Raw genomic sequence first — 21,423 nt, forward strand, 5'->3', positions numbered from 1 at the left:
GCTTGGCGACAAATATTCTCGCCGGCCCCTGAAAATTCAGGGACCGGCGTGCTCGGCGGTGGTTCGTTATAGCGTTATTCGGCAGCCATCGGCATGTCGCGATGCTCCTCGAAATGCTCGCCCTGGTTGGCGGGCTTTTCGTCCTCTTTCTTCGCCTTCGGCTCGCGGCCGAAGAACAGCGCGTAGGCTGCCGGCAGGACGAGGATGGTCAGCACGGTTGCAACCAGAATGCCGCCCATCATCGCATAAGCCATCGGGCCCCAGAACAGACCGCGCGAGATCGGGATCAGCGCCAGCACGGCGGTGAGCGCCGTCAGCATGATCGGCCGGAAACGGCGGACCGCCGCCCCGACGATCGCTTCCATCCGCGGATGGCCGGCGGCGATATCCTGATCGATCTGGTCGACGAGGATGATCGAGTTGCGCATGATGATGCCGAGCAGGGCGATGACGCCGAGAATGGCGACGAAGCCGAAGGGCGCACCGGTGATCAGAAGCGCCATGGCCGCGCCGATGATGCCGAGCGGACCAGTTGCCAGCACCAGCATCGCCTTGCCGAAATGCTGCAGCTGGATCATCAGGAGAACGAGGATGACAAGCAGCATGATCGGCGCCTTGGCGGCGATCGACTGCTGGCTTTCGGCCGCATCCTCGGCACCGCCCTGGATCTCGACCTTGTACCCCGCCGGCAGCTTGGCGCGCAGATCGGCCATGCTGTTATAGAGGTTCATCGTCACCTGTGTCGGCTCGACGCCATCCGGCAGGGTTGCCTTGACAGTGATGGTCGGCAGGCGGTCGCGGCGCCATTCGATGCCCTGTTCGAGCAGCGGCACGACCTTGGCGATCTGCGATGCCGGCACGAAGCCGCCATTGTCGGTCGGGATATAGACCGAGTTGACGGCAGAGAGCAGGCTGCGGGTCGCATCCGGCTCGCGCACAACGATGGAGACGGTTTCTTCGCCATCGCGGAAATCGCTGATCGGCGCGCCGTTGGTCGCAGCCTGCAGCATCTGCCGCACGCGCTGCGAGGAGACGCCGAGGGCACGGGCACGATCCTGGTCGATCACCAGTTTCATCGCCGGCACCGGTTCCATCCAGTCGTTATGAACGGCGCCAAAGTTCGGCTGCTGTTCAAAACGCTGCTTCACCTGATCGGCAATGCTGCGCACTTCCGCACGGTCGGGACCGACAACGCGCATCTGCACGGCCCAGCCGACCGGCGGGCCGAGGAAGAGGCGGTCGACTTTTCCGCGCACGGTCGGGAAGTCGTCTGCAAGAATCTTGCGCAGCTTGACGATCATCCGCTCGCGCTCTTCGAGCCCGTTCGACATGACCAGAAGCTGGGCATAGTTCGGGTTGCGCAGCTGCTGGTCGAGCGGAAGGAAGAAGCGCGGCGCGCCTTCGCCGATGAAGGTGGCGACGAACTTCTTGTCCGGATCGTCCATGATCTTGGCTTCCAGCGCCTTGGCCTGGCGTTCGACTTCCTTGATCGCGGTGCCTTCCGGCAACCACATGTCGACGAGGATTTCCGGCCGCGACGATTGCGGGAAGAAGCTCTGCGGAATGAACTGGAAGGACCAGAGGCTGCCGACAAAGGCACCGAGCGTCAGGAGAAGCACGATCGCCTTGTGACGCACCGCCCAGCCGACCGTGTGGCCGACGCCGCGATAAAAACGGGTGTCATAGGCATCGTGATGCGTGCCGGCATGCGCCCGCTGCTTCAGGATCATATAGCCGAGCCAGGGGGTGAAATAGACGGCGACGAACCACGAGGTGACGAGCGCTATGCCGACCACGAAAAACAGCGAGCGGACATATTCACCCGCCGTCGAGGCGGCAAAACCGACCGGGATGAAGCCGGCCGTGGTGATCAGCGTGCCGGTCAGCATCGGGAAGGCGGTCGAGGAATAGGCGAAGCTCGCCGCATCCAGGCGGTTCAGCCCCTCTTCCAGCTTACGCTCCATCATCTCGACAACGATCATGGCGTCATCGACCAGAAGGCCGAGGGCGATGATCAGCGCGCCGAGCGAGATGCGCTGCAGCTCGATGCCCATGTAGAACATGATGGCAAGCGTCGCGGCGAGAACGAGCGGAATGGCGACTGCGATGACGATGCCCGAACGCCAGCCGATCGAGATCAGCGAGACGATCAGCACGATGACCAGAGCTTCCATCAGCGCCTGGGTGAATTCGCCGACCGCTTCGGTGACGACTTCCGGCTGGTTGGAGATCTGCGTCACCTCGACACCGACCGGCAGCGTGTCTTCGAAGCGCTTGTAGGTTTCCTCGACGCCCTTGCCGACATCGGTGACCTTGAAGCCCTTGGCCATCACCACGCCGAGCTCCACGGTATCATGGCCATTGACGCGGAATTTTCTCTGGAAGGGATCTTCGAGCCCGTCCTTGACGGTGGCGATATCGCCGAGGCGGATCACCTGATCGCCAGCCTTGAGCCGTAGCTCGCGGATTTCGGCCGGCGTCGTGACATCGCCTTCGACGGAGATGCGCACGGAACGGTCGGCGGTTTCGACACTGCCGGCCGGATCGACATCGTTCTGGCCCTGCAGGGCATTCTGGATATCGACCACGGTCAGGCCGCGTTCGGCCAGCGCCTTGGACGAGACGTCGATAAAGATCTTCTGCGGCTGGTCGCCGAGGATGACGGCCTTTTCAACGCCGGGCGTGGCGATCAGCATGTCGCGTGCCTGGATCGCGAACTTCTTCAGCTCCGGATAGGAATAACCGTCGCCGCTGATCGCGTGCAGGGTGATGTAGGTATCGCCGAACTCATCGTTGAAATAGGGACCGAGCAGACCGGACGGCAGATCCTGTTTGATATCGCCGACCTTCTTGCGCACCTGATAAAAGGCGTCCGCCACATCGGCGCCGTTGGTATCACCCTTGATCTGGATCGTGGTGATCGCAACACCGGCGCGGGTATAGGATTTGACCCAGTCGAGATGCGGGGTTTCCTGCAGCTTGCGCTCGATCTTGTTGACGACCTGGTTCTGCATGTCGTCGATCGACGCACCCGGCCAGACCGACTGCACGACCATCACGCGGAAGGTGAAATCCGGATCTTCCTTCTGGCCCATGTTCATGACGCCGAGGGCACCCATGACGATGATCAGGCCGAACAGGAAACGGGCGATGCTGGGATGCGAGATCGCCCAGCGGGAGAGGTTGAATTTCTGCTTCTCTTCCGGCGAAGAAGGCGCGTTGTGCGAAGTCATGAGCGTGGTCCTTCGATCCTCAAGAGTCAGGGTGCGACCGAAGCCGTGGTGAGGCTGTTGACGCTGCCGAAGCGCGAGGTCACCGTTTCCGGCAGCCTCACCTTCATGTCTTCGCGCATGAACTGCGTGCCGGCCGAAACGACCAGATCACCGGTTGCGAGACCCTTGGAGATGCGGGCGCCGTCATCGGAAAAATCGACCACTTCGACAGGCCGCGAGCTCACCGTGCCCTTCTGGCGATCGACGACCCAGACGACCTTCTTGCCGTCCTTTTCGCCAAGTGCGGCGAGCGGCACGGAAAAGGCGGGAACCGCATTGTCGGCCTTTGCCTCGATCGTTGCGGTCATGCCGAGCAGGACGCGCTGATCTTCGGGCAGGCTGACGCGGACAGAGAAGGTGCGCGACTGGGCATCGGCACTCTGGGCGACTTCACGAACCTTGCCGGTCAGTACGGTCGTGTTGGCAGACCAGAAGCTGGCGGAAACCTGCTTGCCCGGCTGGAAATGCGAGACATCCATTTCCGGCACGGCGATCTGCACTTCCTTTTCGCCATCGACGGCGACCGTGACGACAGGCGTGCCGGCCGACACGACCTGGCCGACATCGGCGCTAACAGTGGTAACGATGCCCTTCTGGTCGGATGTCAGGTCGGAATAGGCAACCTGATTGCGGGCCTGTTCAAGTGCCGACTCGGCCGATTGGCGGGAGGACACGGCCTGATCGCGTGAGAGCGTCGCCTGTTCGAGGGCCGATTGCGACGTCACGTTCTGGGCGGCCAGCGTCTGGGCGCGGCGATAGGCGAGATCGGTGATTTCGACCTGTTTCTGGGCCGAGGAAAGATCAGCTTCGGCGCGGGTGACGGCCAGCTTGTAATCGACCGGATCAAGGCGCGCGAGCACGGCACCGGGGCTGACGCGGTCACCGACATTGACGAGCCGCTCGGTGATCTTGCCGGAAACGCGGAAGCCGAGGTTCATCTCCGTGCGGGCCTTGACCGCACCGGAATAGATCAGCTTGCGGCCTTCATCCGGCGCGCCGATCTCGGCGACCTTGACGGGGCGCACCACTTCCGGCGCCTCCGCCTTTTTCTCTTCCGAGCAGGCGGCAAGAAGCGAAATGGCTCCTGCGACTACGGCGATTTTCAGAACTGTCGTGGCTGTAACAAAACGAAACGAGGACATGGCCCCACTCCATGGAATGATGACGGGTGGCGCGGGAGACGCCGGCTCTTGGATAAGGATTATTTCAGGCCCCGGAGGGCGAAATCGATCAGGTCTTCCGGCTTGCCGATACGGGTTTCGGCAAGGCATTTGGCAACCAGCTGCGGATGACAGAGGAGGACTGTCGCCGACATGAAGCTCTCGGCGGCAAGGGCGGCATTCTGGTCACGGAACTCGCCGGCCGCGATGCCTTCGGTGATGATGCGTTCGATCACGACGCGGATCCGTTCGATATGCTCCTCGATGACGGGCCAGTTCTCTTCCATGGCGACGACGACCATTTCATGGACTTTCTTGTCGTCGAGCATGGTTTCGGCGGTGATCCTGAACTGGGCGAGAATGAAATCCCTCAGGCGTACGCAGGCGCTGTCCTTGCGCGCGGCGATCTCCGCGGCAACCTGCTGGCTGGCGGCCAGCATCCGGCGGCACAGCGCCTGATGGATATCGGCCTTGGAGGAAAAGAAGCGGTAGATATTGGCCGGCGACATGCCGAGATCGCGGGCAATGTCGGCGACATTCGTCTTCGTATAGCCATAGTGCTTGAACAGCCGCTCCGCCGCATCGAGGATGCGGGTGATGTTTTCCTGGCGGACTTCGTCGAAGCTGGTGGTCGTATCCATGACGATGACGGCTTTCGTTTGACGTATGACGATTTTCATTTTTCGTCAGTCGTAAAACGAAACCCGGCATCTGTCAACCATGGGTGGGCTTCCGAACGATGCGTGGCTGGGAAATTTCAGGCCGGCAGCCCGCCCCTTAACGGCTGACGCCAGCGGGCTTGGGCGCCTGATCAAAACACTCGATCAGCATCTCGGTGAGGACACGGACCTTTCTCGACGGATGCGGCCCCGGCGGACGGATGACATAAATGCCGGCCGGCGGCGGCGGATAATCCGTCATGACCGGGACGAGCGCACCCGAGACGATATGGTCATGAGTGATGCCATCCGGGATCCAGGCAATGCCGACACCCGCGAGCGCGGCTGCAGCGAGAGCTGTCGCATTGTCGGCCTTGAACCGTCCGCGCGGATAGACCGTGATGACGTCTTCGCCATCCAGAAACTGCCATGCCTCGGTACCCTGCGTCAGAGCTTGATGACCGACAAGGTCGTCGGGCGTCTGCGGCGCCCCATAGGTTTTGACGTAATCGGGGCTCGCGACCAGCTTGCCGTAGATCGGCCCGACACGCCTTGCAACCATGTTGGAATCCGGCAGATAACCGACCCGGATGGCGCAATCGAACCCTTCCGAGATCAGATCAACGAAACGGTCGCTATAGGCTGTGTGGATGTGAAGCTGCGGATGGCGTTGCGCCATCTGCGCCAGCACGGCAGCGAAATGCGTCGGCCCGAAGGAAAGCGGTGCCGCTACCCGTAAGCGGCCGCAGAGATCACCCGCAGGCAGGATCGTTTCGCGCGCCTGATCGATTTCCGCACAGACCCTTGCCGCATGGTCGCGAAAGGTGATCCCGGCCTCGGTCAGCGCCGCACCCCGCGTGGTGCGCGCCAGAAGCTGGACGCCGAGATCCGCTTCCAGCCGGACGAGGCGCCGGCTGACCATGGATTTGGAGATCCCGAGCCGCCTTGCCGCAGGCGAAACGCCACCGGCATCTGCGACTTCCACGAAGGTCCGCAATTCCTCGATATCCATCCGGCGTTCCCCATCATGCGACACAGCTTGGCAGCTGGTGAGGCTACCGTATCGAAAACCGGAATGCCAGTTTCCGCGCCGAAGGCAGCGTAACCGCTGTCAGCGCATGCCTCTCGACACTGCAAACCCACACAAAACGACAGCAAGAGGATATACTCATGACCTTTCGTAACGGCCTTTCCTCGCTTCTTCGCCCGGAGGATTCAGTTCTCGTCCTGATCGACCACCAGCCCTATCAGCTCGCCAATGTGAACAGCCACGAGCCGCAAATGGTGGTCAACAATACGGTCGCGCTGGCCAAGGCCGCCAAGGCTTTCAACGTTCCGACCATCCTCACCACCGTCATTGCCGAGCGCGGCGGCCTGCTGTTTCCGCAGATCACCGACGTCTTCCCCGGCCAGGAAGTGATCGACCGCACCTTCATCAACACCTGGCAGGACCCGAAAGTGGTCGACGCGGTTAAGGCGACCGGCCGCAAGCAGCTGGTCATTGCCGGCCTCTGGACCGAAGTCTGCGTCGCCATGCCGACGATCCAGGCGCTTGGCGAAGGCTGGGATGTGACCGTCATCACCGATGCCTCCGGCGGTGTCTCGACCGAGGCCCACGAGGTCGCCATCAAGCGGATGATCGCCGCCGGCGCCAACATGCTGACCTGGCTGGCAATCGCCGCCGAATGGCAGCGCGACTGGGCAAGGCTCGATCAGGCCGCCAGGCTGACGGATGTCATCATCCAGCATGCCGGCGGCAGCGGCATTGCCTATCTTTGGGAGCAGCAGCTTCTGAACACGCCGGTGCCGAAGGCAGGCTGATTTGAAGAAGACGGCGGGCTTCGATACCGGAGCTCGCCTTCCCCGCCATTGTCACCCGCGCAGGTCACCCTGATCGCAACCCACTTTCGTCTTCGCCCCGTCTTTCCAGCGGCAAAATAATACCGCAGGGATGGAACAAATTGACGCCTCATGCGCTTAACGTCGCGTTGTAATGCGTGTCGATGCGGCAGGGGAACATCAGTGACAGCGGGTGAAGGCCATCGTGTATCTTTGCTGGACGACGAACGTTACCGTTATCTGGTCGATTCGATTACCGATTACGCCATCTACATGCTCGACCCCGAAGGTCGTGTCGCCAGCTGGAATGCCGGCGCCCAGCGCTTCAAAGGTTACGAAACCTGGGAAATCCTCGGCGAGCATTTTTCCCGCTTTTACACCGATGAAGACAAGCTTGCCCGGCTGCCGGAATATGCGCTTGCCACTGCCGAGCGCGAAGGCCGTTTCGAGAACCAGGGCTGGCGCATCCGCAAGGACGGCACCCGTTTCTGGGCCCATGTGATCATCGACACGATCCGCGACCGCGACGGCACGCTTCTGGGCTTTGCAAAGGTAACGCGCGACCTCACCGAGCGGCGCAATGCCGAGGCGGAACTGAAGCGCAGCGAGCAGAAATTCCAGATGCTGGTCCAGAGCGTCACCGATTATGCGCTCTATATGTTGGACCCGGACGGTTATGTCAGCAACTGGAATTCCGGCGCCGAGCGGATTAAGGGCTATCGCGCCGAAGAAATCGTCGGCCGGCATTTTTCGGAGTTTTATACCGAGGAAGATCGCCGCGATGGCGAGCCGGAAAAATTCTTGGCCGCCGCCCGTTTCGAAGGCCGCGCCGAGCGGGAAGGCTGGCGGGTGCGCAAGGACGGCACGCGCTTTCTCGCCAATGTCGTGATCGATGCGATCCGCGACGAGCGCGGCGAACTTTTGGGCTTTGCCAAGATCACCCGCGACGTAACGGAAAAGACCGCCGCCCAGAAGGCGCTGGCCCAGACCCGCGAGGAACTGTTCCAGTCGCAAAAGCTGGAGGCGATCGGCCAGCTTTCCGGCGGCATCGCCCATGATTTCAACAACCTCTTGATGGCGATCCTCGGCAGTCTCGAAATGCTGCGCAAACGCATGCCCGAGGATCCGGCTCTGATGCCGCTCCTGCAAAACGCGATACAGGGCGCCGAGCGCGGCGCCGCGGTGACACAGCGCATCCTCGCCTTTTCGCGCCGGCAGGATCTCGACATGAAACCCGTCGATCTGAAACAGCTGGCCGACGGCATGATGGACTTTTTGCAGCGCTCGATCGGCTCCACCGCCCGCATCGAAATGGATATGCCGCCAGAACTTGCCCTCGCACTGACTGACCCGGTGCAGCTGGAAACCGCCCTTCTCAATCTCGTCGTCAACGCCCGCGACGCCATGCCCGCCGGAGGCACGATCACGATCGGTGCCAGGGAGGAAGAGATCAGCGGCCTGCCGGACAAGTTGAAACCCGGCCGTTACGTCTGCCTCACCGTGACCGACACGGGCGAAGGCATGGATGAGGGAACGCTCGAGCGCGCCACCACGCCTTTCTTCACCACCAAGGGCGTCGGCAAGGGCACGGGACTTGGCCTTTCCATGGTCCAGGGCCTGACCGAACAATCCGGCGGCCGGCTTTCGATCGAAAGCACCAAAGGCAAGGGTACGAAAATCTCGCTCCTGCTGCCGACCGCCAATCTGGAAGACTGCCCGAAGCAGAAGGCAGCGCTCACGACACAGGCGTCGCCGGCTGTAGCCGATCGGAAACTGACCGTTCTCGCCGTTGATGACGATGCGCTGGTGCTGATGAACACGGTTCTGATGCTGGAAGACATGGGCCATGCCGTGACCGAGGCCTATGGCGGCCCCGAAGCGCTGGACATGCTGAAAAATGCCGGCCCGTTCGACCTCGTCATCACCGACCATTCCATGCCGAAAATGACCGGATCGGAACTGGCGCTGCGTGTCCGCGAGGGCTGGCCGGGCCTGCCCGTCATCCTCGCCACCGGTTATGCGGAATTGCCGTCGGGCGCCGACGAACGCCTGCCGCGCCTGCCAAAACCCTTTTCCCAGAACCAGCTCGCCGACATCGTCTCGTCGGTCATTTCCGGCCGTTCCTGAACCAATCGCCCGGCTCACGCGTTGTTGCCCCCGAGATGAGGCACCAACCAAAGGGAGAAGGACAATGGTGTTCAAGCATCCGAATTTTTATGAGACAAAGCCGGAAATCGAGATCGAGTTTCCGAACAGGGCAGTGCTGGAAAGCGCCGTGTCCGACGCGCTGGCCTCCGCCGGAGGGCTCGATGCCAGCGACGTGACGGTGATTGCCGAGGGTTCTGAAGTGGCGCTCGCCGGCTCGGTCTTTCAGGTGGAGGAAATCAACCGGGCCGAAGAAGTGGCGCTGAGCGTCGCCGGGGTCACCGCGGTGCGCAACGCCATCCAGGCCCGCTCGGATTTTTCGCAGCCGCGGACGATGTGAGGGCCGCTCCTACTATTTCTGTAGCCAGACGATAACGGCCCCTCATCCGCCCTGCCGGGCACCTTCTCCCCGTTCTGACGGGGAGAAGGACACTTGCGGCACTCTCCCTGCCCCGCTTGGGGCAAGTCCCCTCTCCCCGTCAAAACGGGGAGAGGGTTAGGGTGAGGGGCATTCCTCAAGCGCGAAGAGCTATAACGCTCACCGCGGCAGCGCATAAGCGATGACATAATCGCCCGGCTTGGTCCCGACCGAGCCATGGCCGCCGACAACCATCACCACGAACTGGCGACCATCATCCACCGCATAGGTCATCGGCGTCGCCTGGCCACCGGCAGGCAGACGGGCTTCCCAGAGCTGCTTGCCGTTCTTCAAGTCATAGGCCCGCAAAAAGTCGTCGACCGCGGCACCGAGGAAGGCGATGCCACCCTTGGTGATCATCGGGCCGCCAATGCCGGGCACGCCGACCTTGAAGGGTAAGGGCAGCGGCGTCATGTCGTAGACCGTGCCGTTGCGATGCTTGTAGGCGATCTTGCCGGTGCGCAGATCGGCGCCGGCGACATAACCCCAGGGCGGTGCCTGGCAGGGGATTTTAAGCGGGCCGAGGAACGGCCCCATATAGACGCCGTAAGGTGCGCCGTCATTGCGGTTGAGACCCTGTTCGCTGCCCTTCTCACCCTGGCCCTTGGCCGGAATGTCGGCGCGTGGGACCAGTTTCGAGGTGAAGGCGAGATAGGTCGGCATGCCGAACATCACCTGACGCTCCGGATCGACCGCGACCGAACCCCAGTTGAACGTGCCGAAATTGCCAGGATAGACGATCGTGCCATTCAGCGACGGCGGCGTGTAACGGCCATCATAATTATACTGGTGATACCAGATACGGCAGACCATCTGGTCAAACATGGTCACACCCCACATGTCGCTTTCCTTCAGCTTCGGCGGCTTGAAGGAGAGTGCCGAGGTCGGCTGCGTCGGGGCGGAATGATCTTCCGGAATGGTGCCGCCCGGTGCCGGCTCTTCGGTCACGGGCAGGATCGGCTCACCGGTGCGGCGGTCGAGGACATAGATATCACCCTGCTTGGTCGGCCCGACCAGCGCCGGCACGACGGAATTGTCCGGCTTGGTGATGTTCAGCAGAACCGGCTGGGCCGGTACGTCCATGTCCCAGAGATCGTGATGCACCGTCTGGCGCACCCATTTGTCGGCACCGGTATTGATGTCCAGCGCAACGATGGACGAGGAATACTTTTCGACATTTTCCGAGCGGCCCATGCCGAGCTGGTCCGGCACCTGGTTTCCGAGCGGGATATAGACGAGACCGAGATCTTCATCGACGGAGAAGACCGACCAGCTATTCGGCGAATTGGTCGTATAGGTCTGGCCTTCCGGCAGTGGCTGGGTCTGGCTCGGATTGCCCGAATCCCAGTTCCAGATCAGCTGACCGGAATTGACGTCGAAGGCGCGGATGACACCGGACTGTTCCTCAGTCGAATAATTGTCGTTCACCGCCCCGCCGATGATGATCTTGTTGCCGACAATGGCCGGCGGCGAGGTGGAATAATAATAACCGGCCGGATTGTATTTCATGCCGGTCTGCAGATGCAGCGTGCCCTTGTCGGCAAAGGACGGGCAGACCTGACCGTTTGCAGCATCGAGCGCGATCAGCCGCGCATCCGAGGTCGGCAGGTAGACGCGTTCGGCGCAGGGGCTGCCAGCGGCGGCGGCCTGATCCTTGTAATAGGAAACGCCGCGGCAGGTCTGGTGCTGACGGTCCGGGTTCATGCCGGAATTGGCGTCGAACTTCCATTTTTCCTTGCCGGTCGTCGCATCGAGCGCAATCGCCAGATTATGCGGCGTGCAGAGATAGAGCGAGGAACCGATCTTCAGCGGCGTCACCTGATAGGTCGTCTCGCCGACGTCATCGGGGCGCTTGACGTCTCCGGTCTGGTAACGCCAGACTTCCTTGAGGTCGGCGACATTCTTCACATTGACCTGGTCGAGCGGCGAATAACGCTGGCCATAGGGCGTGCGGCCATATTGATGCCATTCGCCATCCGGCACATTGCCACCGAGCGCGGGTGCGGCCGCAACCTTGTCTTCCGGAAGATCGCCGCTCTGGTCGTAAGGGTCAAAGAAGGTCGAGAACACCGCAACCGCGATGGCAAGAACGACGGAGATGGCCAGCGGCACGGCGGTCGCGCCGTAGCGGTTGCCGGTCGGGCTGATAAAACCGAGCGGGTTGCGGATCCACGGTGTCAGCAGCCAGATGCCGAGCAGGATGACGACGCCACCGCGCGGTCCCAACTGCCACCAGTCGAGCCCGACTTCCCAGATCGCCCAGACGAGCGAAACGATGATGATCGCGGCATAGACATGCAGGGCGGCGCGATTCTTCAGGAACAGCAGAATGGCGGTCAGCACGAAAGCGAGCCCGCAAAGAAGGTAATAGGCACTGCCGCCCAGCATCAGCAGCTGTCCGCCGCCAATCGAGAGCGCCAGGCCGATAAGGACGAAGAGGACCGCCGTGATCTTGAGAGCCATTCTGGAAAATCCCGTTTCGGAGAGAAATGGACATTTCGGCCGTTTACCCGAACCGAAACGCCCCGACCGGCTGCGCGATGCCCAAATACCCGGCATCGTTCCCGCGGTAATTTAGCGCAAGTGCGAGATGTTCAAGTCTGAACGGATCGGCAGCTGGCGGATTGTACGAAACAATTTTCTCAAGGTTCTCATTCCCGCACATGCAGTGCAGCAATCTGTCCAGACGAGACTGGTTATCTCGGCAGGACGGCCAATATTCTGCTCAAGTCTCGGCTCAAGCATGGTCTCTTTAAAATCATTGGAGCAGGTATGGCATACGAGCTTTATTACTGGGATGGCCTTCAGGGTCGCGGCGAATTCATTCGGCTGGCGCTGGAAGATGCGGGCGCTGACTATCTCGACGTGGCGCGCACCGGCGTCGGCTCGCAGAAGATGATGGAATATCTGAAGGGCAAGCACGGTTATGCCGAACTACCGTTCGCCCCACCCTTCCTGAAGGATGGCGACATCCTTGTCTCGCATGTCGCCAATATTCTTTCCTATCTCGGGCCAAAACTGAAATTGTCGCCGGAAGACGTAAAGTCGGCCACTTTCCTCAACGGCCTGCAGCTGACGATCACCGATTTCGTCGCCGAGGTGCACGACACCCATCATCCGATCAGCACAGCCGATTATTACGAGGATCAGAGGCAAGAAGCCAAGGCGCGCAGCGCCGCCTTCCTGAAACACCGCGTTCCGAAATTCCTCGGCTATTTCGACAAGCTGATCGCCGCCAATCCGGCCGGCAAGGGGCATATCTGGGGCGAGGCAGTCACCTATGTCGACCTCTCGCTTTTCCAGATCAGGGAAGGCCTCAAATATGCTTTCCCGCGGGCCATGGCCAATTTCGACGCGGATTATCCCAACGTTGCAAAACTTGGCGAAAGCATCCGCAAACGGCCGCGCATCGCATCCTACCTGCGCTCCGACAGGCGGCTGGATTTCAATGAAAACGGCATTTTCCGCCACTATCCGGAACTGGATCAGGATCCGGTCTGATATCCGGCCCCGACCCTTCCGCAGACGCGATCAGGTGAAGAAGAATACCGGCGCGACGGTCACCGCCAGAATGGCGGTGGCAACCACCGTGAACTTGATGTCGATCGAAATGAACCTCATGTCCTTGCACTCCTGCTGCATGAGGCTCATCCTGCCTCTTCGCCCAATTCCTGAAGGATCTGGTGCCGTGCCCGGTTGAGCCGGCTCTTGACGGTGCCGACTGCGCAGTCGCAGATCTCGGCGGTTGCTTCGTAACTTTCGCCCAAAATGGCGACGAGCGTCAGAACTTCGCGGTAATGCGCCGGCAGCTTTTCGAGTGCCCGCTGCACTTCCCGTGCCCGGGCCACGGTTTCCTGCGTTGCCGCGATCGGCGTATCGCCGGAAACATTCTCCTCCAGCCCCGGCGCCTCGCGGCCCAAAACCTTGGCGCGCGTGTAAAACGTGTTGCGCATGATCGTGAAAAGCCAGGATTTCAGCTTGGTGCCGGGCTCGAACTTGTCGAGATTGGCGAGAGCCTTCATCAGTGTTTCCTGGACCAGATCATCTGCATCCGACGGTGTACGGCAGAAGGTGCGGGCAAATGCACGAAGAGCCGGTATGAGCCTCACGATGTCTGCGCGTGCAGGATCACTTTTCGATTGTGATTCAGACACGTTGCCTACCTCTCCCCTTTATCGAAAGCACCATTATTAAAGGTATGAGCCCTGCACTCTGGGACCTGAAGGCTGGCCTAAGGGCTGGCCAGAGGGCTGGAATGACGGTGGCAAACGCATGCTCCGCCGATTTGGTTCCGCAAACCTGACGAGCCCAGTCATCAAGCCGGCGGAACAAAGCCGTGAGGCCATCCGTTTTCGTGGACGCAACCAAGAGGAGGCCAAGATGGGCGCCAACAGCACTCCGACAAAAAGCACTCCGAACAGTCCGGCGCGAGATGGCAGCCGGAACAGGATGGATCCGAAGACGACGGAACGTTCGGCCCGCGACAAGGGCGATGCCGCCGATCTCGAAGAACAACTCGACGAAGGCCTGGAAGATACCTTTCCGGCCAGCGATCCCGTGTCGGCGACCGTGACCTCCATCCCGTCAGGCACACCGAAACCACCGCGCCATTAAATCGGCTCGGATCAGAAGCGCGGCAAAAATTGGAACAAACGGGGTGGCTTCCGGAATAGGAGGTTGCCCCGGCTTCGTTCCGGCATCCTGTTTCCCGCGGTCATCGCTTCAATTCTGCTATGTGACTTTTTCGGGATATCGGAGCTTAACCTTATTGAGGTAAGAAGACCGGGCTTGAAACATCGATGGTTCCGACATGCGTATGTCGGCTTTTATGTCAGGGGTCGGAATGGCGAAGCAGAGCAATCCGGTTGCGGAAGATGACATGAGAATGGGGCGCCGGGTAAACCGCAAGGTTTCAGTTCTTCTCACCGAGATCGAAAAGGAAGAGGTTCCGGACCGCCTGCTCGAACTGGCGCAGCAGCTGCAGAAAGAACTGGCAGCGAAGCAGTAATCTTCCGGCGCCGCCGCGATACTGCATTCGAATCAGCTAATGAAATGCCTGCGGGCATCGGCATTATGCAACTTAAAGAATGCATAAGATCATCGCGAATGCTGCGATTGCACTGCAGCGAAACATATCTTCGCAGGCAATACAAATTAGAAAAATATCGTGAGAATTAAATAAAAAAAGCCCGATCATCTCGGGCTTTTTACAAGCTGATAAACATAGCGAAAACTCAGCTGTTCAACATGTGCCGGGAGATACCGGATCTCTCCGCGCTCACAACGACCATTTCGCCATTCGATGATTGACGGCGAAAAATTTTGCTTTTCAAGCGGTCATTTTTACTGAGATGAACTTCCGCGGCCCGCATCGCCAGCTCACATGTATGGTAACCGGATGCGGATTGAACACCATCAATTACATAGATCCAGCCGGTTGCATCTGGAATGATATCGCAGTATTTTTGCATTGCAGTGTCTCCTTCCCGGCGGCGTAACGCCTTCCACACCAATTAGTTCCGCCCGGTCGGATTTTTTAGCCAACACGATTTGCTTCAGCCGATGCAGATTGTGACTTTTCTTGGAACTTTTTCGCTCCCGGACGGTTCTCTGACTTCGGGCGAATGGAGACGAAGATGGCGGATTCCGAAGAAGACTGGATCAAGACCCGTGCCTACCGCATGTGGGAGGAAGAGGGTTATCCCACAGGCAAGGATACCGAGCACTGGGAAAGAGCCCGGCTCGAATTCATCACCCTGAAACCGATCGCCGAGTCTGCCGGTTCTTCCAAGCGGAAGAGCGCGACGGCAGCAAAAGCCGCGGCAAAACCGGCGGCCAATGGTAAGGCCGCGAACGGCAAGTCGGCCAACGGCAAACATGCCGAAGAAGCCGCAAAGCCTGCCGCTGCAAAGCCGGCAAAGACCAAGACCGAAAAACCTGCCAAGGCCGCAAGCCCAAAGCCTGCAAATTCCAAGCCTGCCGCCGCAAAAACTTCCCCGGCGGTCACCGCCGAGACGCTTCCGAAGAAACGAGCCAAAAAGGCCACTGCCAGTCCCTGACCGGCCGGCTCGGAGCAGCCACCAGAGTATCGCGTAACAAGCCGCGGCGACATTCGCCGCGGGAGCTCTTTCCGTTAAGCTGGATAGTTTGAAATGGCTTTTGCGTTCCATCATTCCCTGAACTTTCTGCCCCGCCGATATGATGCGGGTCCTGACCGGCATGCGGTTGCCGCGATGCCGGGGTCGGGAGGGGAATTGAGATGGAGGCAGGCACGATGAACGCATTCATCTCCATTCCGGACATGGATCCTGCCATGGATCCCAAAGGCGGCCCAAGGATCTGCCGCAAATTGGGTTCCGGCGCCAGGGTCAACCGGGCGCCAGTCGTTGAACGCGGGAATGGAGAAGCTGCCGCAATGAAAATCCTGTCCGTCACCTCGGAAATCTTCCCGCTGGTGAAGACAGGTGGTCTGGCCGACGTCACCGGCTCCCTGCCCAAGGCGATGGAAAGTTTTGGCGTCGAGACGACATCCCTCATTCCCGGCTATCCGAAAGTGATGGACATGCTCGGCAATGCCACGCCGCTGGCGGTCTTCGAAGACCTGCTCGGCGTCCGCGCCTCGCTGATCCATGCACGTATCGACGGCCTCAACCTTTTCGTCCTCGATGCGCCGGAACTCTATAACCGGCCGGGCGGTCCCTATGTCGATGGAACGGGCCGCGACCACCACGACAACTGGCGCCGTTTCGCAGCTCTCTCCCGGGCCGGCGCCGAAATCGCCATGGGCCTTTTGCCGGGCTGGACGCCGGATATCGTCCATACCCATGACTGGCAATCCGCCATGACCTCCGTCTACATGCGCGAAATGGGCTGCAGGACGCCGGTCGTCATCACCATTCACAACATCGCCTTCCAGGGCCAGTTCTCGGCAGACCTTCTGCCGGCGCTCGGCCTGCCGCCTTCGCTTTATTCCACATCCAGCCTGGAATATTTCGGCGATATCAGCTTCCTCAAGGGCGGGCTGCAGACGGCCGATGCAATCACCACGGTCAGCCCCACCTATGCGCGCGAAGTGCTGACACCGCGCTTCGGCATGGGTCTCGACGGCGTGCTGAACGAACGCGTTTCGGTCCTGAAAGGCATTGTCAACGGCATCGATCTCGACATCTGGGATCCCGCGATCGACCCGCATGTTCCCCGCAATTACGACGTCAACGCACTGCGCCGGAAGCGCGAGAACCGCAGCATCCTGCTCGAAAAATTCGGGCTCGATGCGCCGGGCCGCGGCCCGGTCGTCTCGGCCGTCAGCCGCCTGACCTGGCAGAAGGGTTTTGACATGTTCGCCAGCACGGCGGACGAGGTCATCCACAATGACGGCCGTGTCATCGTTTTCGGCCAGGGCGACCGCGATATCGAACAGGCGCTGCTTGCGACTGCGGCGCGTTATCCCGGCCGCATGGCCGTCCATATCGGTTATGACGAACCGACCGCCCATCTGATCCATGCCGGTTCGGACGCGATCGTCCAGCCGTCGCGTTTCGAGCCCTGTGGGCTAACGCAGCTCTACGCCCTGCGCTACGGCACCGTGCCGGTTGTCTCGCGCACCGGCGGCCTGTCTGAAACCATCATCGACGCCAATGACGCGGCCATGTCGGCGCGCGTTGCAACCGGTTTTCAGTTCCACCCGGTCACGACAGACGGCCTGCGACTGGCGCTTCGCCGCGCGATCCACGCTTTCGAAGACCCGAAAATGTGGGCGCGCCTGCAGAACCAGGGCATGAAGGCGAAATTTTCCTGGGAGCGCAGCGCGCAGCAATATGCCGTGGTTTATGCGGATCTCCTGCGCAAGGCGGGACGCACCGTCAGATCCACCAGCCTTGCGCTCTAGTCTTTAAGGGGCATGACGGCCCGATCAAAGACGGGCCGTCTCCAGCCATTTTCGCGACAGAGAAATGTCGCGCCCCTCCTCATCCCACCCATGACCACCCGGAAGGACATGGGTCTCCACCGAGGCACCGGCCTGTCTCAATTGGCTTTCGAGTTCAGGCGCATCCGAAGGCGTCCTGCGCTCGTCCTTTGCGGCCGAGAGGCTCAGAACGGGATAACCGGCAAGATCAGTTTCGATCGCCTTTGCAAAGGGTGACATCGGTCGCATCAGGATCGCTCCGCAGGAGAGAAGCGGCGCCTTTGCCAGAAGAGCAGCCGCGGCGATCGCACCATTGGAATAGCCGACGAGAACCGGCACTGGCCGCCCCTCGTCTCCTAGCCAACCGAGGAAATCGGCAAGCGGCCCCATGGCCCGTACGATCTCCCCATGGTCCAGAGACCGATCCGGATTGCGGTTGAAAAGGGCAAAACCGCCGTCGAGCGGCACGCTGCCACGCAGCGCAAAAACGGACCGCTCCGGCGCGATCGCCGCGGCAAATTCCAGAAGATCGTCTTCCCGTCGGCCGCTTCCATGCAGGAGGACGAGCGGCGCGAGATCGGGCGCAGTGCTCAAAAGCTCCAGAAACTGAATGCCCGCCACCTGCCGCATGATCCGGTTCGCCTCGAATGCTTTCGCCATGCTTCGGCTCTAGCGCGAACCGCATGACGGAGGCAACATTCCCCTAGAACACCAAAAAGGCCGACACATCGGCCGGCCTCCTGATGGATTTGGTATGTGACCGTTTACGGCCGGCGGAACAGCGCCAGGCTGCGGCCTTCGAGCTCGAAATCCTTTTCCTTGGTGATGACGAGCCCGCGCTTGGCGACGTCGGAGGTCGTCAGTTCCAGCACCCAGCCACCCTCGCCGAACTGCGGAATGCGGAAGGGCACATTGCCTTCGAACGGATTGAACAGCATCAGCACGTCGTGCCAGATGCCCTCTTCCTGCTTCAGGTCGCCACGGCCGATATAAACGCCGAGCGTCGAGCCTTCGTCCCACTGTTCCGGCTGCTGGAAACCGCCACCGGCATTGAACCACTTGATGTCCATGCCGTCGCGCCAGTTTTCCCGCCGCAGAAGCGGCTGTTCCTTGCGCAGCTTGATGATCTCGCGGGTGAATTCGCGCAGTTCCTCGCAGCTTTCGGGCAGGTTTTCCCAATGCACCCAGGAGATCTCGCTGTCCTGGCAATAGCCATTGTTATTGCCCATCTGGCTGCGGCCGAACTCGTCGCCGGCCAGCAGCATCGGCGTACCGTGCGAGAAGAACAGCGTGGCGAGAAAATTGCGCTTCTGGCGCTCGCGCACCGCATTGATGCCCTCGTCCTCGGTCGGGCCTTCGGCACCGTAATTGTAGGACCGGTTGTCGTTATGCCCGTCGTTATTGTCCTCGCCATTATCCTCGTTATGCTTCTCGTTATAGGAGACGAGGTCGTTGAGGGTGAAGCCGTCATGGGCGGTGATGAAATTGACCGAAGCCCAGGGCCGGCGGCCGCGCTGGTCATAAAGATCGCCGGAACCCAGCAGGCGGGCGGCGAAATCGGTCGAGACATTGTCGCCCTTCCAGTATTCGCGCAGAGTATCGCGATACTTGTCGTTCCATTCCGCCCAGCCCGGCGGAAAACTGCCGACCTGATACCCCCCGGGGCCGATATCCCAGGGCTCGCCGATCAGCTTGAGTTTTGACAGAACCGGATCCTGCGTCACCGCATCGAAGAAGCCGCCGCGCTGGTCGAACCCTTCCGGCTCGCGGCCGAGAATGGTGCCGAGATCGAAACGGAACCCGTCGATATGCATGGACTCGGCCCAGTAGCGCAGACTGTCCATCACCATCTGCAGCACCCGCGGATGCGAGGTGTTGACCGTGTTCCCGGTGCCGGTGTCGTTGATGTAATAACGATGCTGGTCCGGCATCGTCCGGTAATAGGAAAAATTGTCGATGCCCTTGAAGGAGAGCGTCGGCCCGAGCTCGTTGCCTTCGGCCGTGTGGTTGTAGACCACGTCGAGAATGACCTCGATCCCGGCATCGTGGAAACCACGCACCATGTCGCGAAAACCCTGGATGCCCTTCGGCCCGTAATAACGCGAGGCCGGCGCGAAGAAACCGAGCGTATTGTAACCCCAAAAGTTCTTGAGGCCCCTGTCGAGCAGGTGCTGGTCGTCGGGGAACCAGTGGACCGGCATCAGCTCGACCGAGGTGATACCGAGGCTCTTGATGTAATCGACGGAAGCCTTGTGACCCATGCCTTCGAACGTGCCGCGCAGCTCCTTCGGCAGGCCGGGATTGAGCTGGGTAAAACCTTTGACATGCGTTTCGTAGACGCTGGTCCTGCCCCAGGAAATGTTTGGGCGATTCTTGTCCTGCCAGTCGAACTCGTTGGGATCGATCACCCGGCATTTCGGCATGAAAGGAGCGCTGTCGCGGGTATCGAAGGTCAGGTCCTTGTCCTGGTGTAGAAGGTCATAGGCGAAATGCGCCTCGTTCCATTCCACATCCCCGACCAGCTCGCGGGCATAAGGATCGATCAGCAGCTTGTTCGGATTGAAGCGATGGCCGTTTTCCGGATCATAGGGGCCGTGCACGCGAAAACCGTAAAGCGCGCCGGGCTTCAGGCCCGGGACATAACCGTGCCAGACCTCATTGGTATATTCCGGCAGGTCGAGCCGGGCGATCTCGATCTTCCCGCTATTGTCGTAAAGGCAGAGCTCGACGCGCTCGGCATGGGCGGAGAAGATCGCGAAATTGACGCCCTCGCCGTCGTAATTGGCGCCCAGCTGCTGCCAGTTGCCCTGCTCGACGACGAAATGGTTCGACTTGGTATCCATTCAACACCCCTTTGGCCGGACTTTCTTGAAGATCGCCCGCATAATGGTGCAGCACGGCATTTCGTTCCGATGTGCTGAAAAATAAGGTCTTCGGCCCGGCGGATAGAAAGTCCGGGCACGCTGCTTGTCCTGCCGGCATTGCTCCCTCACGCTCGTCCGCTATCTCCTCTCAAAAGACCACCAGACCGGAATGGGAGAGACAGGATGAGCACCCCGACGATCGAAGAGCTGGAGGGCCGGCTGAATGCCTATCGCGAGCTGATGATCGAATTGCTGGCGGCGATGATTGGCGGCGAGGTCACGATCACCGGCTTCGTGCAGAAGCTGCGCGACGACGCGACCTTCAAGGATGGCGAAGAAGATCCCGGCGCCGATCCTGAACCCGCCTTCGCGATCGAAAACGAGATGGCACGCGAGATGCGCACCATTCTCGAGGCAGCCCGCGCGCGATCCGGACGCAGCTGAAACCGCGCCTTTTGCCGCTCCCAACATGACAATTCAGTGAAATTTCATATTTATGGCGAACCTGCCACGTTTATGGCTTTTTCGCGGAACAAAAATGCCTTTTTATCGTTCATGGTCATGAGATTACGGAGGCATCTATGGTCAGGGAATGGGTGGAGGCCGCAGGCTTCGTTTTGGTGATCGCTGCCTGCTACATGATGATCGTACCGATCTGATATCAGCCTCTCCAGAGGAGGAGAGCGTGGTCGCTCGGGCGCCTTGCCTGAAAGCCTGACCAGCTGGCCAGCAGGTGCGCTACGGCGCCTGCTGGCATATTTTTTCGCAACACAATCAAAAGCAAACAGGATGAAACGCCCGGCGCAGGAAAAGCGTTCCCGGGCGTTTTTCACGTTATGCGACAGGCTGAAAACAATTGGAACGTTTGCCTATTCCCCGGGTTTGTCTCCATGTGCTCGGGCAGATCGCCCGCACTCACGACGGGAGATGACCATGCAACATCTATTCAGAATGCTGAAAAGCCGGTTCGCGATTGGTGGGCCCAACAAGACGTTTGCAAGCGCACGGCCGGAAGAACTTCAGGTCGTCGTTCCGGATGCGGTGATCCTGCCGCTGCCGAAATCACCGCGTGAAGAGATCAGCGTGCCGGCCTCGATCAATGGCCGGGACCTGTCGACAGGCCGCCTCTGACGGCCGTCCAAGAAACCAAAAAACAAAGA

General features: G+C 60.5%; 19 protein-coding genes. 10 read left to right on the top strand and 9 right to left on the bottom strand.

Annotation, left to right across the window (positions count from 1 at the left end):
• Nucleotides 1-74: 74 nt before the first annotated feature.
• The 4 genes from FHW37_RS20460 to FHW37_RS20475 all read right to left on the bottom strand — a co-directional run bounded on the left by FHW37_RS20460 (nt 75) and on the right by FHW37_RS20475 (nt 6,103).
• On the bottom strand, nt 75-3,233 hold the full coding sequence (locus FHW37_RS20460) for an efflux RND transporter permease subunit (RefSeq protein WP_145639756.1): 3,159 nt from the start codon (nt 3,231-3,233) through the stop codon (nt 75-77).
• 26 nt (nt 3,234-3,259) lie between these two features.
• On the bottom strand, nt 3,260-4,414 hold the full coding sequence (locus FHW37_RS20465) for an efflux RND transporter periplasmic adaptor subunit (protein WP_145639758.1): 1,155 nt from the start codon (nt 4,412-4,414) through the stop codon (nt 3,260-3,262).
• Nucleotides 4,415-4,473: 59 nt separating this feature from the next.
• Complete coding sequence (locus FHW37_RS20470; RefSeq protein ID WP_432442880.1) at nt 4,474-5,112, bottom strand: TetR/AcrR family transcriptional regulator; 639 nt, start codon at nt 5,110-5,112, stop codon at nt 4,474-4,476.
• A 97-nt stretch (nt 5,113-5,209) separates the two neighbouring features.
• Nucleotides 5,210-6,103, bottom strand: a complete 894-nt coding sequence (locus FHW37_RS20475) for a LysR family transcriptional regulator (protein ID WP_145639760.1) — start codon at nt 6,101-6,103, stop codon at nt 5,210-5,212.
• Between the two features lie 158 nt (nt 6,104-6,261).
• On the opposite strand from FHW37_RS20475, the gene FHW37_RS20480 reads away from it, so the two are divergent.
• The 3 genes from FHW37_RS20480 to FHW37_RS20490 all read left to right on the top strand — a co-directional run bounded on the left by FHW37_RS20480 (nt 6,262) and on the right by FHW37_RS20490 (nt 9,415).
• Nucleotides 6,262-6,912: a hydrolase gene (locus FHW37_RS20480; RefSeq protein WP_145639762.1), complete on the top strand. Its 651-nt coding sequence runs from the start codon at nt 6,262-6,264 to the stop codon at nt 6,910-6,912.
• Nucleotides 6,913-7,113: 201 nt separating this feature from the next.
• On the top strand, nt 7,114-9,057 hold the full coding sequence (locus tag FHW37_RS20485) for a hybrid sensor histidine kinase/response regulator (RefSeq protein ID WP_246690845.1): 1,944 nt from the start codon (nt 7,114-7,116) through the stop codon (nt 9,055-9,057).
• A 64-nt stretch (nt 9,058-9,121) separates the two neighbouring features.
• The gene (locus FHW37_RS20490; RefSeq protein ID WP_145639765.1) at nt 9,122-9,415 is read left to right on the top strand and encodes a BON domain-containing protein; all 294 of its coding nucleotides are present in this window, start codon (nt 9,122-9,124) and stop codon (nt 9,413-9,415) included.
• 198 nt (nt 9,416-9,613) lie between these two features.
• Here the strand turns inward: FHW37_RS20490 and FHW37_RS20495 are convergent, their stop codons facing one another.
• The gene (locus tag FHW37_RS20495; protein ID WP_145639767.1) at nt 9,614-11,956 is read right to left on the bottom strand and encodes a glucose/quinate/shikimate family membrane-bound PQQ-dependent dehydrogenase; all 2,343 of its coding nucleotides are present in this window, start codon (nt 11,954-11,956) and stop codon (nt 9,614-9,616) included.
• A 309-nt stretch (nt 11,957-12,265) separates the two neighbouring features.
• On the opposite strand from FHW37_RS20495, the gene FHW37_RS20500 reads away from it, so the two are divergent.
• Nucleotides 12,266-12,994, top strand: coding sequence for a glutathione S-transferase (locus tag FHW37_RS20500; protein ID WP_145639769.1), 729 nt, complete (start codon nt 12,266-12,268; stop codon nt 12,992-12,994).
• A gap of 146 nt (nt 12,995-13,140) precedes the next feature.
• Here the strand turns inward: FHW37_RS20500 and FHW37_RS20505 are convergent, their stop codons facing one another.
• Nucleotides 13,141-13,647: a sigma-70 family RNA polymerase sigma factor gene (locus tag FHW37_RS20505; protein WP_246690846.1), complete on the bottom strand. Its 507-nt coding sequence runs from the start codon at nt 13,645-13,647 to the stop codon at nt 13,141-13,143.
• Nucleotides 13,648-13,873: 226 nt separating this feature from the next.
• On the opposite strand from FHW37_RS20505, the gene FHW37_RS20510 reads away from it, so the two are divergent.
• Entirely contained in the window at nt 13,874-14,107 is a 234-nt protein-coding gene (locus FHW37_RS20510; RefSeq protein ID WP_145639773.1) for a hypothetical protein, read from the top strand.
• Nucleotides 14,108-14,336: 229 nt separating this feature from the next.
• Nucleotides 14,337-14,501, top strand: coding sequence for a hypothetical protein (locus FHW37_RS33670; RefSeq protein ID WP_186458352.1), 165 nt, complete (start codon nt 14,337-14,339; stop codon nt 14,499-14,501).
• A 226-nt stretch (nt 14,502-14,727) separates the two neighbouring features.
• Here FHW37_RS33670 and FHW37_RS20515 read toward each other — a convergent pair whose 3' ends face one another.
• Nucleotides 14,728-14,964 (bottom strand): hypothetical protein, encoded by a 237-nt coding sequence (locus tag FHW37_RS20515; RefSeq protein ID WP_145639774.1) that lies wholly within the window; start codon nt 14,962-14,964, stop codon nt 14,728-14,730.
• Between the two features lie 165 nt (nt 14,965-15,129).
• Between FHW37_RS20515 and FHW37_RS20520 the strand changes: the two genes are divergently transcribed.
• Nucleotides 15,130-15,552 (top strand): DUF2934 domain-containing protein, encoded by a 423-nt coding sequence (locus FHW37_RS20520; protein ID WP_145639776.1) that lies wholly within the window; start codon nt 15,130-15,132, stop codon nt 15,550-15,552.
• A gap of 356 nt (nt 15,553-15,908) precedes the next feature.
• The gene (gene glgA / locus FHW37_RS20525; RefSeq protein WP_145639777.1) at nt 15,909-17,381 is read left to right on the top strand and encodes a glycogen synthase GlgA; all 1,473 of its coding nucleotides are present in this window, start codon (nt 15,909-15,911) and stop codon (nt 17,379-17,381) included.
• Between the two features lie 24 nt (nt 17,382-17,405).
• Here the strand turns inward: glgA and FHW37_RS20530 are convergent, their stop codons facing one another.
• Nucleotides 17,406-18,059 (bottom strand): alpha/beta hydrolase, encoded by a 654-nt coding sequence (locus FHW37_RS20530; protein ID WP_186458338.1) that lies wholly within the window; start codon nt 18,057-18,059, stop codon nt 17,406-17,408.
• Between the two features lie 104 nt (nt 18,060-18,163).
• Complete coding sequence (glgX, locus tag FHW37_RS20535; protein WP_145639779.1) at nt 18,164-20,242, bottom strand: glycogen debranching protein GlgX; 2,079 nt, start codon at nt 20,240-20,242, stop codon at nt 18,164-18,166.
• A 204-nt stretch (nt 20,243-20,446) separates the two neighbouring features.
• Between glgX and FHW37_RS20540 the strand changes: the two genes are divergently transcribed.
• Both FHW37_RS20540 and FHW37_RS20545 read left to right on the top strand, forming a co-directional pair.
• Complete coding sequence (locus FHW37_RS20540) at nt 20,447-20,707, top strand: hypothetical protein (protein ID WP_145639780.1); 261 nt, start codon at nt 20,447-20,449, stop codon at nt 20,705-20,707.
• A 489-nt stretch (nt 20,708-21,196) separates the two neighbouring features.
• On the top strand, nt 21,197-21,394 hold the full coding sequence (locus FHW37_RS20545) for a hypothetical protein (RefSeq protein WP_145639782.1): 198 nt from the start codon (nt 21,197-21,199) through the stop codon (nt 21,392-21,394).
• Nucleotides 21,395-21,423 lie beyond the last annotated feature (29 nt).

Source organism: Neorhizobium alkalisoli (assembly GCF_007829835.1).
GTDB lineage: Bacteria > Pseudomonadota > Alphaproteobacteria > Rhizobiales > Rhizobiaceae > Neorhizobium.

Bases quoted from the DNA above. Each gene is read 5' to 3' on its own strand.
- FHW37_RS20460 (WP_145639756.1), bottom strand. From the start codon at position 3,233: ATGACTTCGCACAACGCGCCTTCTTCGCCGGAAGAGAAGCAGAAATTC.
- glgX (WP_145639779.1), bottom strand. From the start codon at position 20,242: ATGGATACCAAGTCGAACCATTTCGTCGTCGAGCAGGGCAACTGGCAG.
- FHW37_RS20540 (WP_145639780.1), top strand. From the start codon at position 20,447: ATGAGCACCCCGACGATCGAAGAGCTGGAGGGCCGGCTGAATGCCTAT.
- FHW37_RS20530 (WP_186458338.1), bottom strand. From the start codon at position 18,059: ATGGCGAAAGCATTCGAGGCGAACCGGATCATGCGGCAGGTGGCGGGC.
- FHW37_RS20515 (WP_145639774.1), bottom strand. From the start codon at position 14,964: ATGCAAAAATACTGCGATATCATTCCAGATGCAACCGGCTGGATCTAT.
- FHW37_RS20500 (WP_145639769.1), top strand. From the start codon at position 12,266: ATGGCATACGAGCTTTATTACTGGGATGGCCTTCAGGGTCGCGGCGAA.
- FHW37_RS20490 (WP_145639765.1), top strand. From the start codon at position 9,122: ATGGTGTTCAAGCATCCGAATTTTTATGAGACAAAGCCGGAAATCGAG.
- FHW37_RS20495 (WP_145639767.1), bottom strand. From the start codon at position 11,956: ATGGCTCTCAAGATCACGGCGGTCCTCTTCGTCCTTATCGGCCTGGCG.
- glgA (WP_145639777.1), top strand. From the start codon at position 15,909: ATGAAAATCCTGTCCGTCACCTCGGAAATCTTCCCGCTGGTGAAGACA.
- FHW37_RS20510 (WP_145639773.1), top strand. From the start codon at position 13,874: ATGGGCGCCAACAGCACTCCGACAAAAAGCACTCCGAACAGTCCGGCG.
- FHW37_RS20475 (WP_145639760.1), bottom strand. From the start codon at position 6,103: ATGGATATCGAGGAATTGCGGACCTTCGTGGAAGTCGCAGATGCCGGT.
- FHW37_RS20545 (WP_145639782.1), top strand. From the start codon at position 21,197: ATGCAACATCTATTCAGAATGCTGAAAAGCCGGTTCGCGATTGGTGGG.
- FHW37_RS33670 (WP_186458352.1), top strand. From the start codon at position 14,337: ATGGCGAAGCAGAGCAATCCGGTTGCGGAAGATGACATGAGAATGGGG.
- FHW37_RS20520 (WP_145639776.1), top strand. From the start codon at position 15,130: ATGGCGGATTCCGAAGAAGACTGGATCAAGACCCGTGCCTACCGCATG.
- FHW37_RS20465 (WP_145639758.1), bottom strand. From the start codon at position 4,414: ATGTCCTCGTTTCGTTTTGTTACAGCCACGACAGTTCTGAAAATCGCC.
- FHW37_RS20480 (WP_145639762.1), top strand. From the start codon at position 6,262: ATGACCTTTCGTAACGGCCTTTCCTCGCTTCTTCGCCCGGAGGATTCA.
- FHW37_RS20470 (WP_432442880.1), bottom strand. From the start codon at position 5,112: ATGAAAATCGTCATACGTCAAACGAAAGCCGTCATCGTCATGGATACG.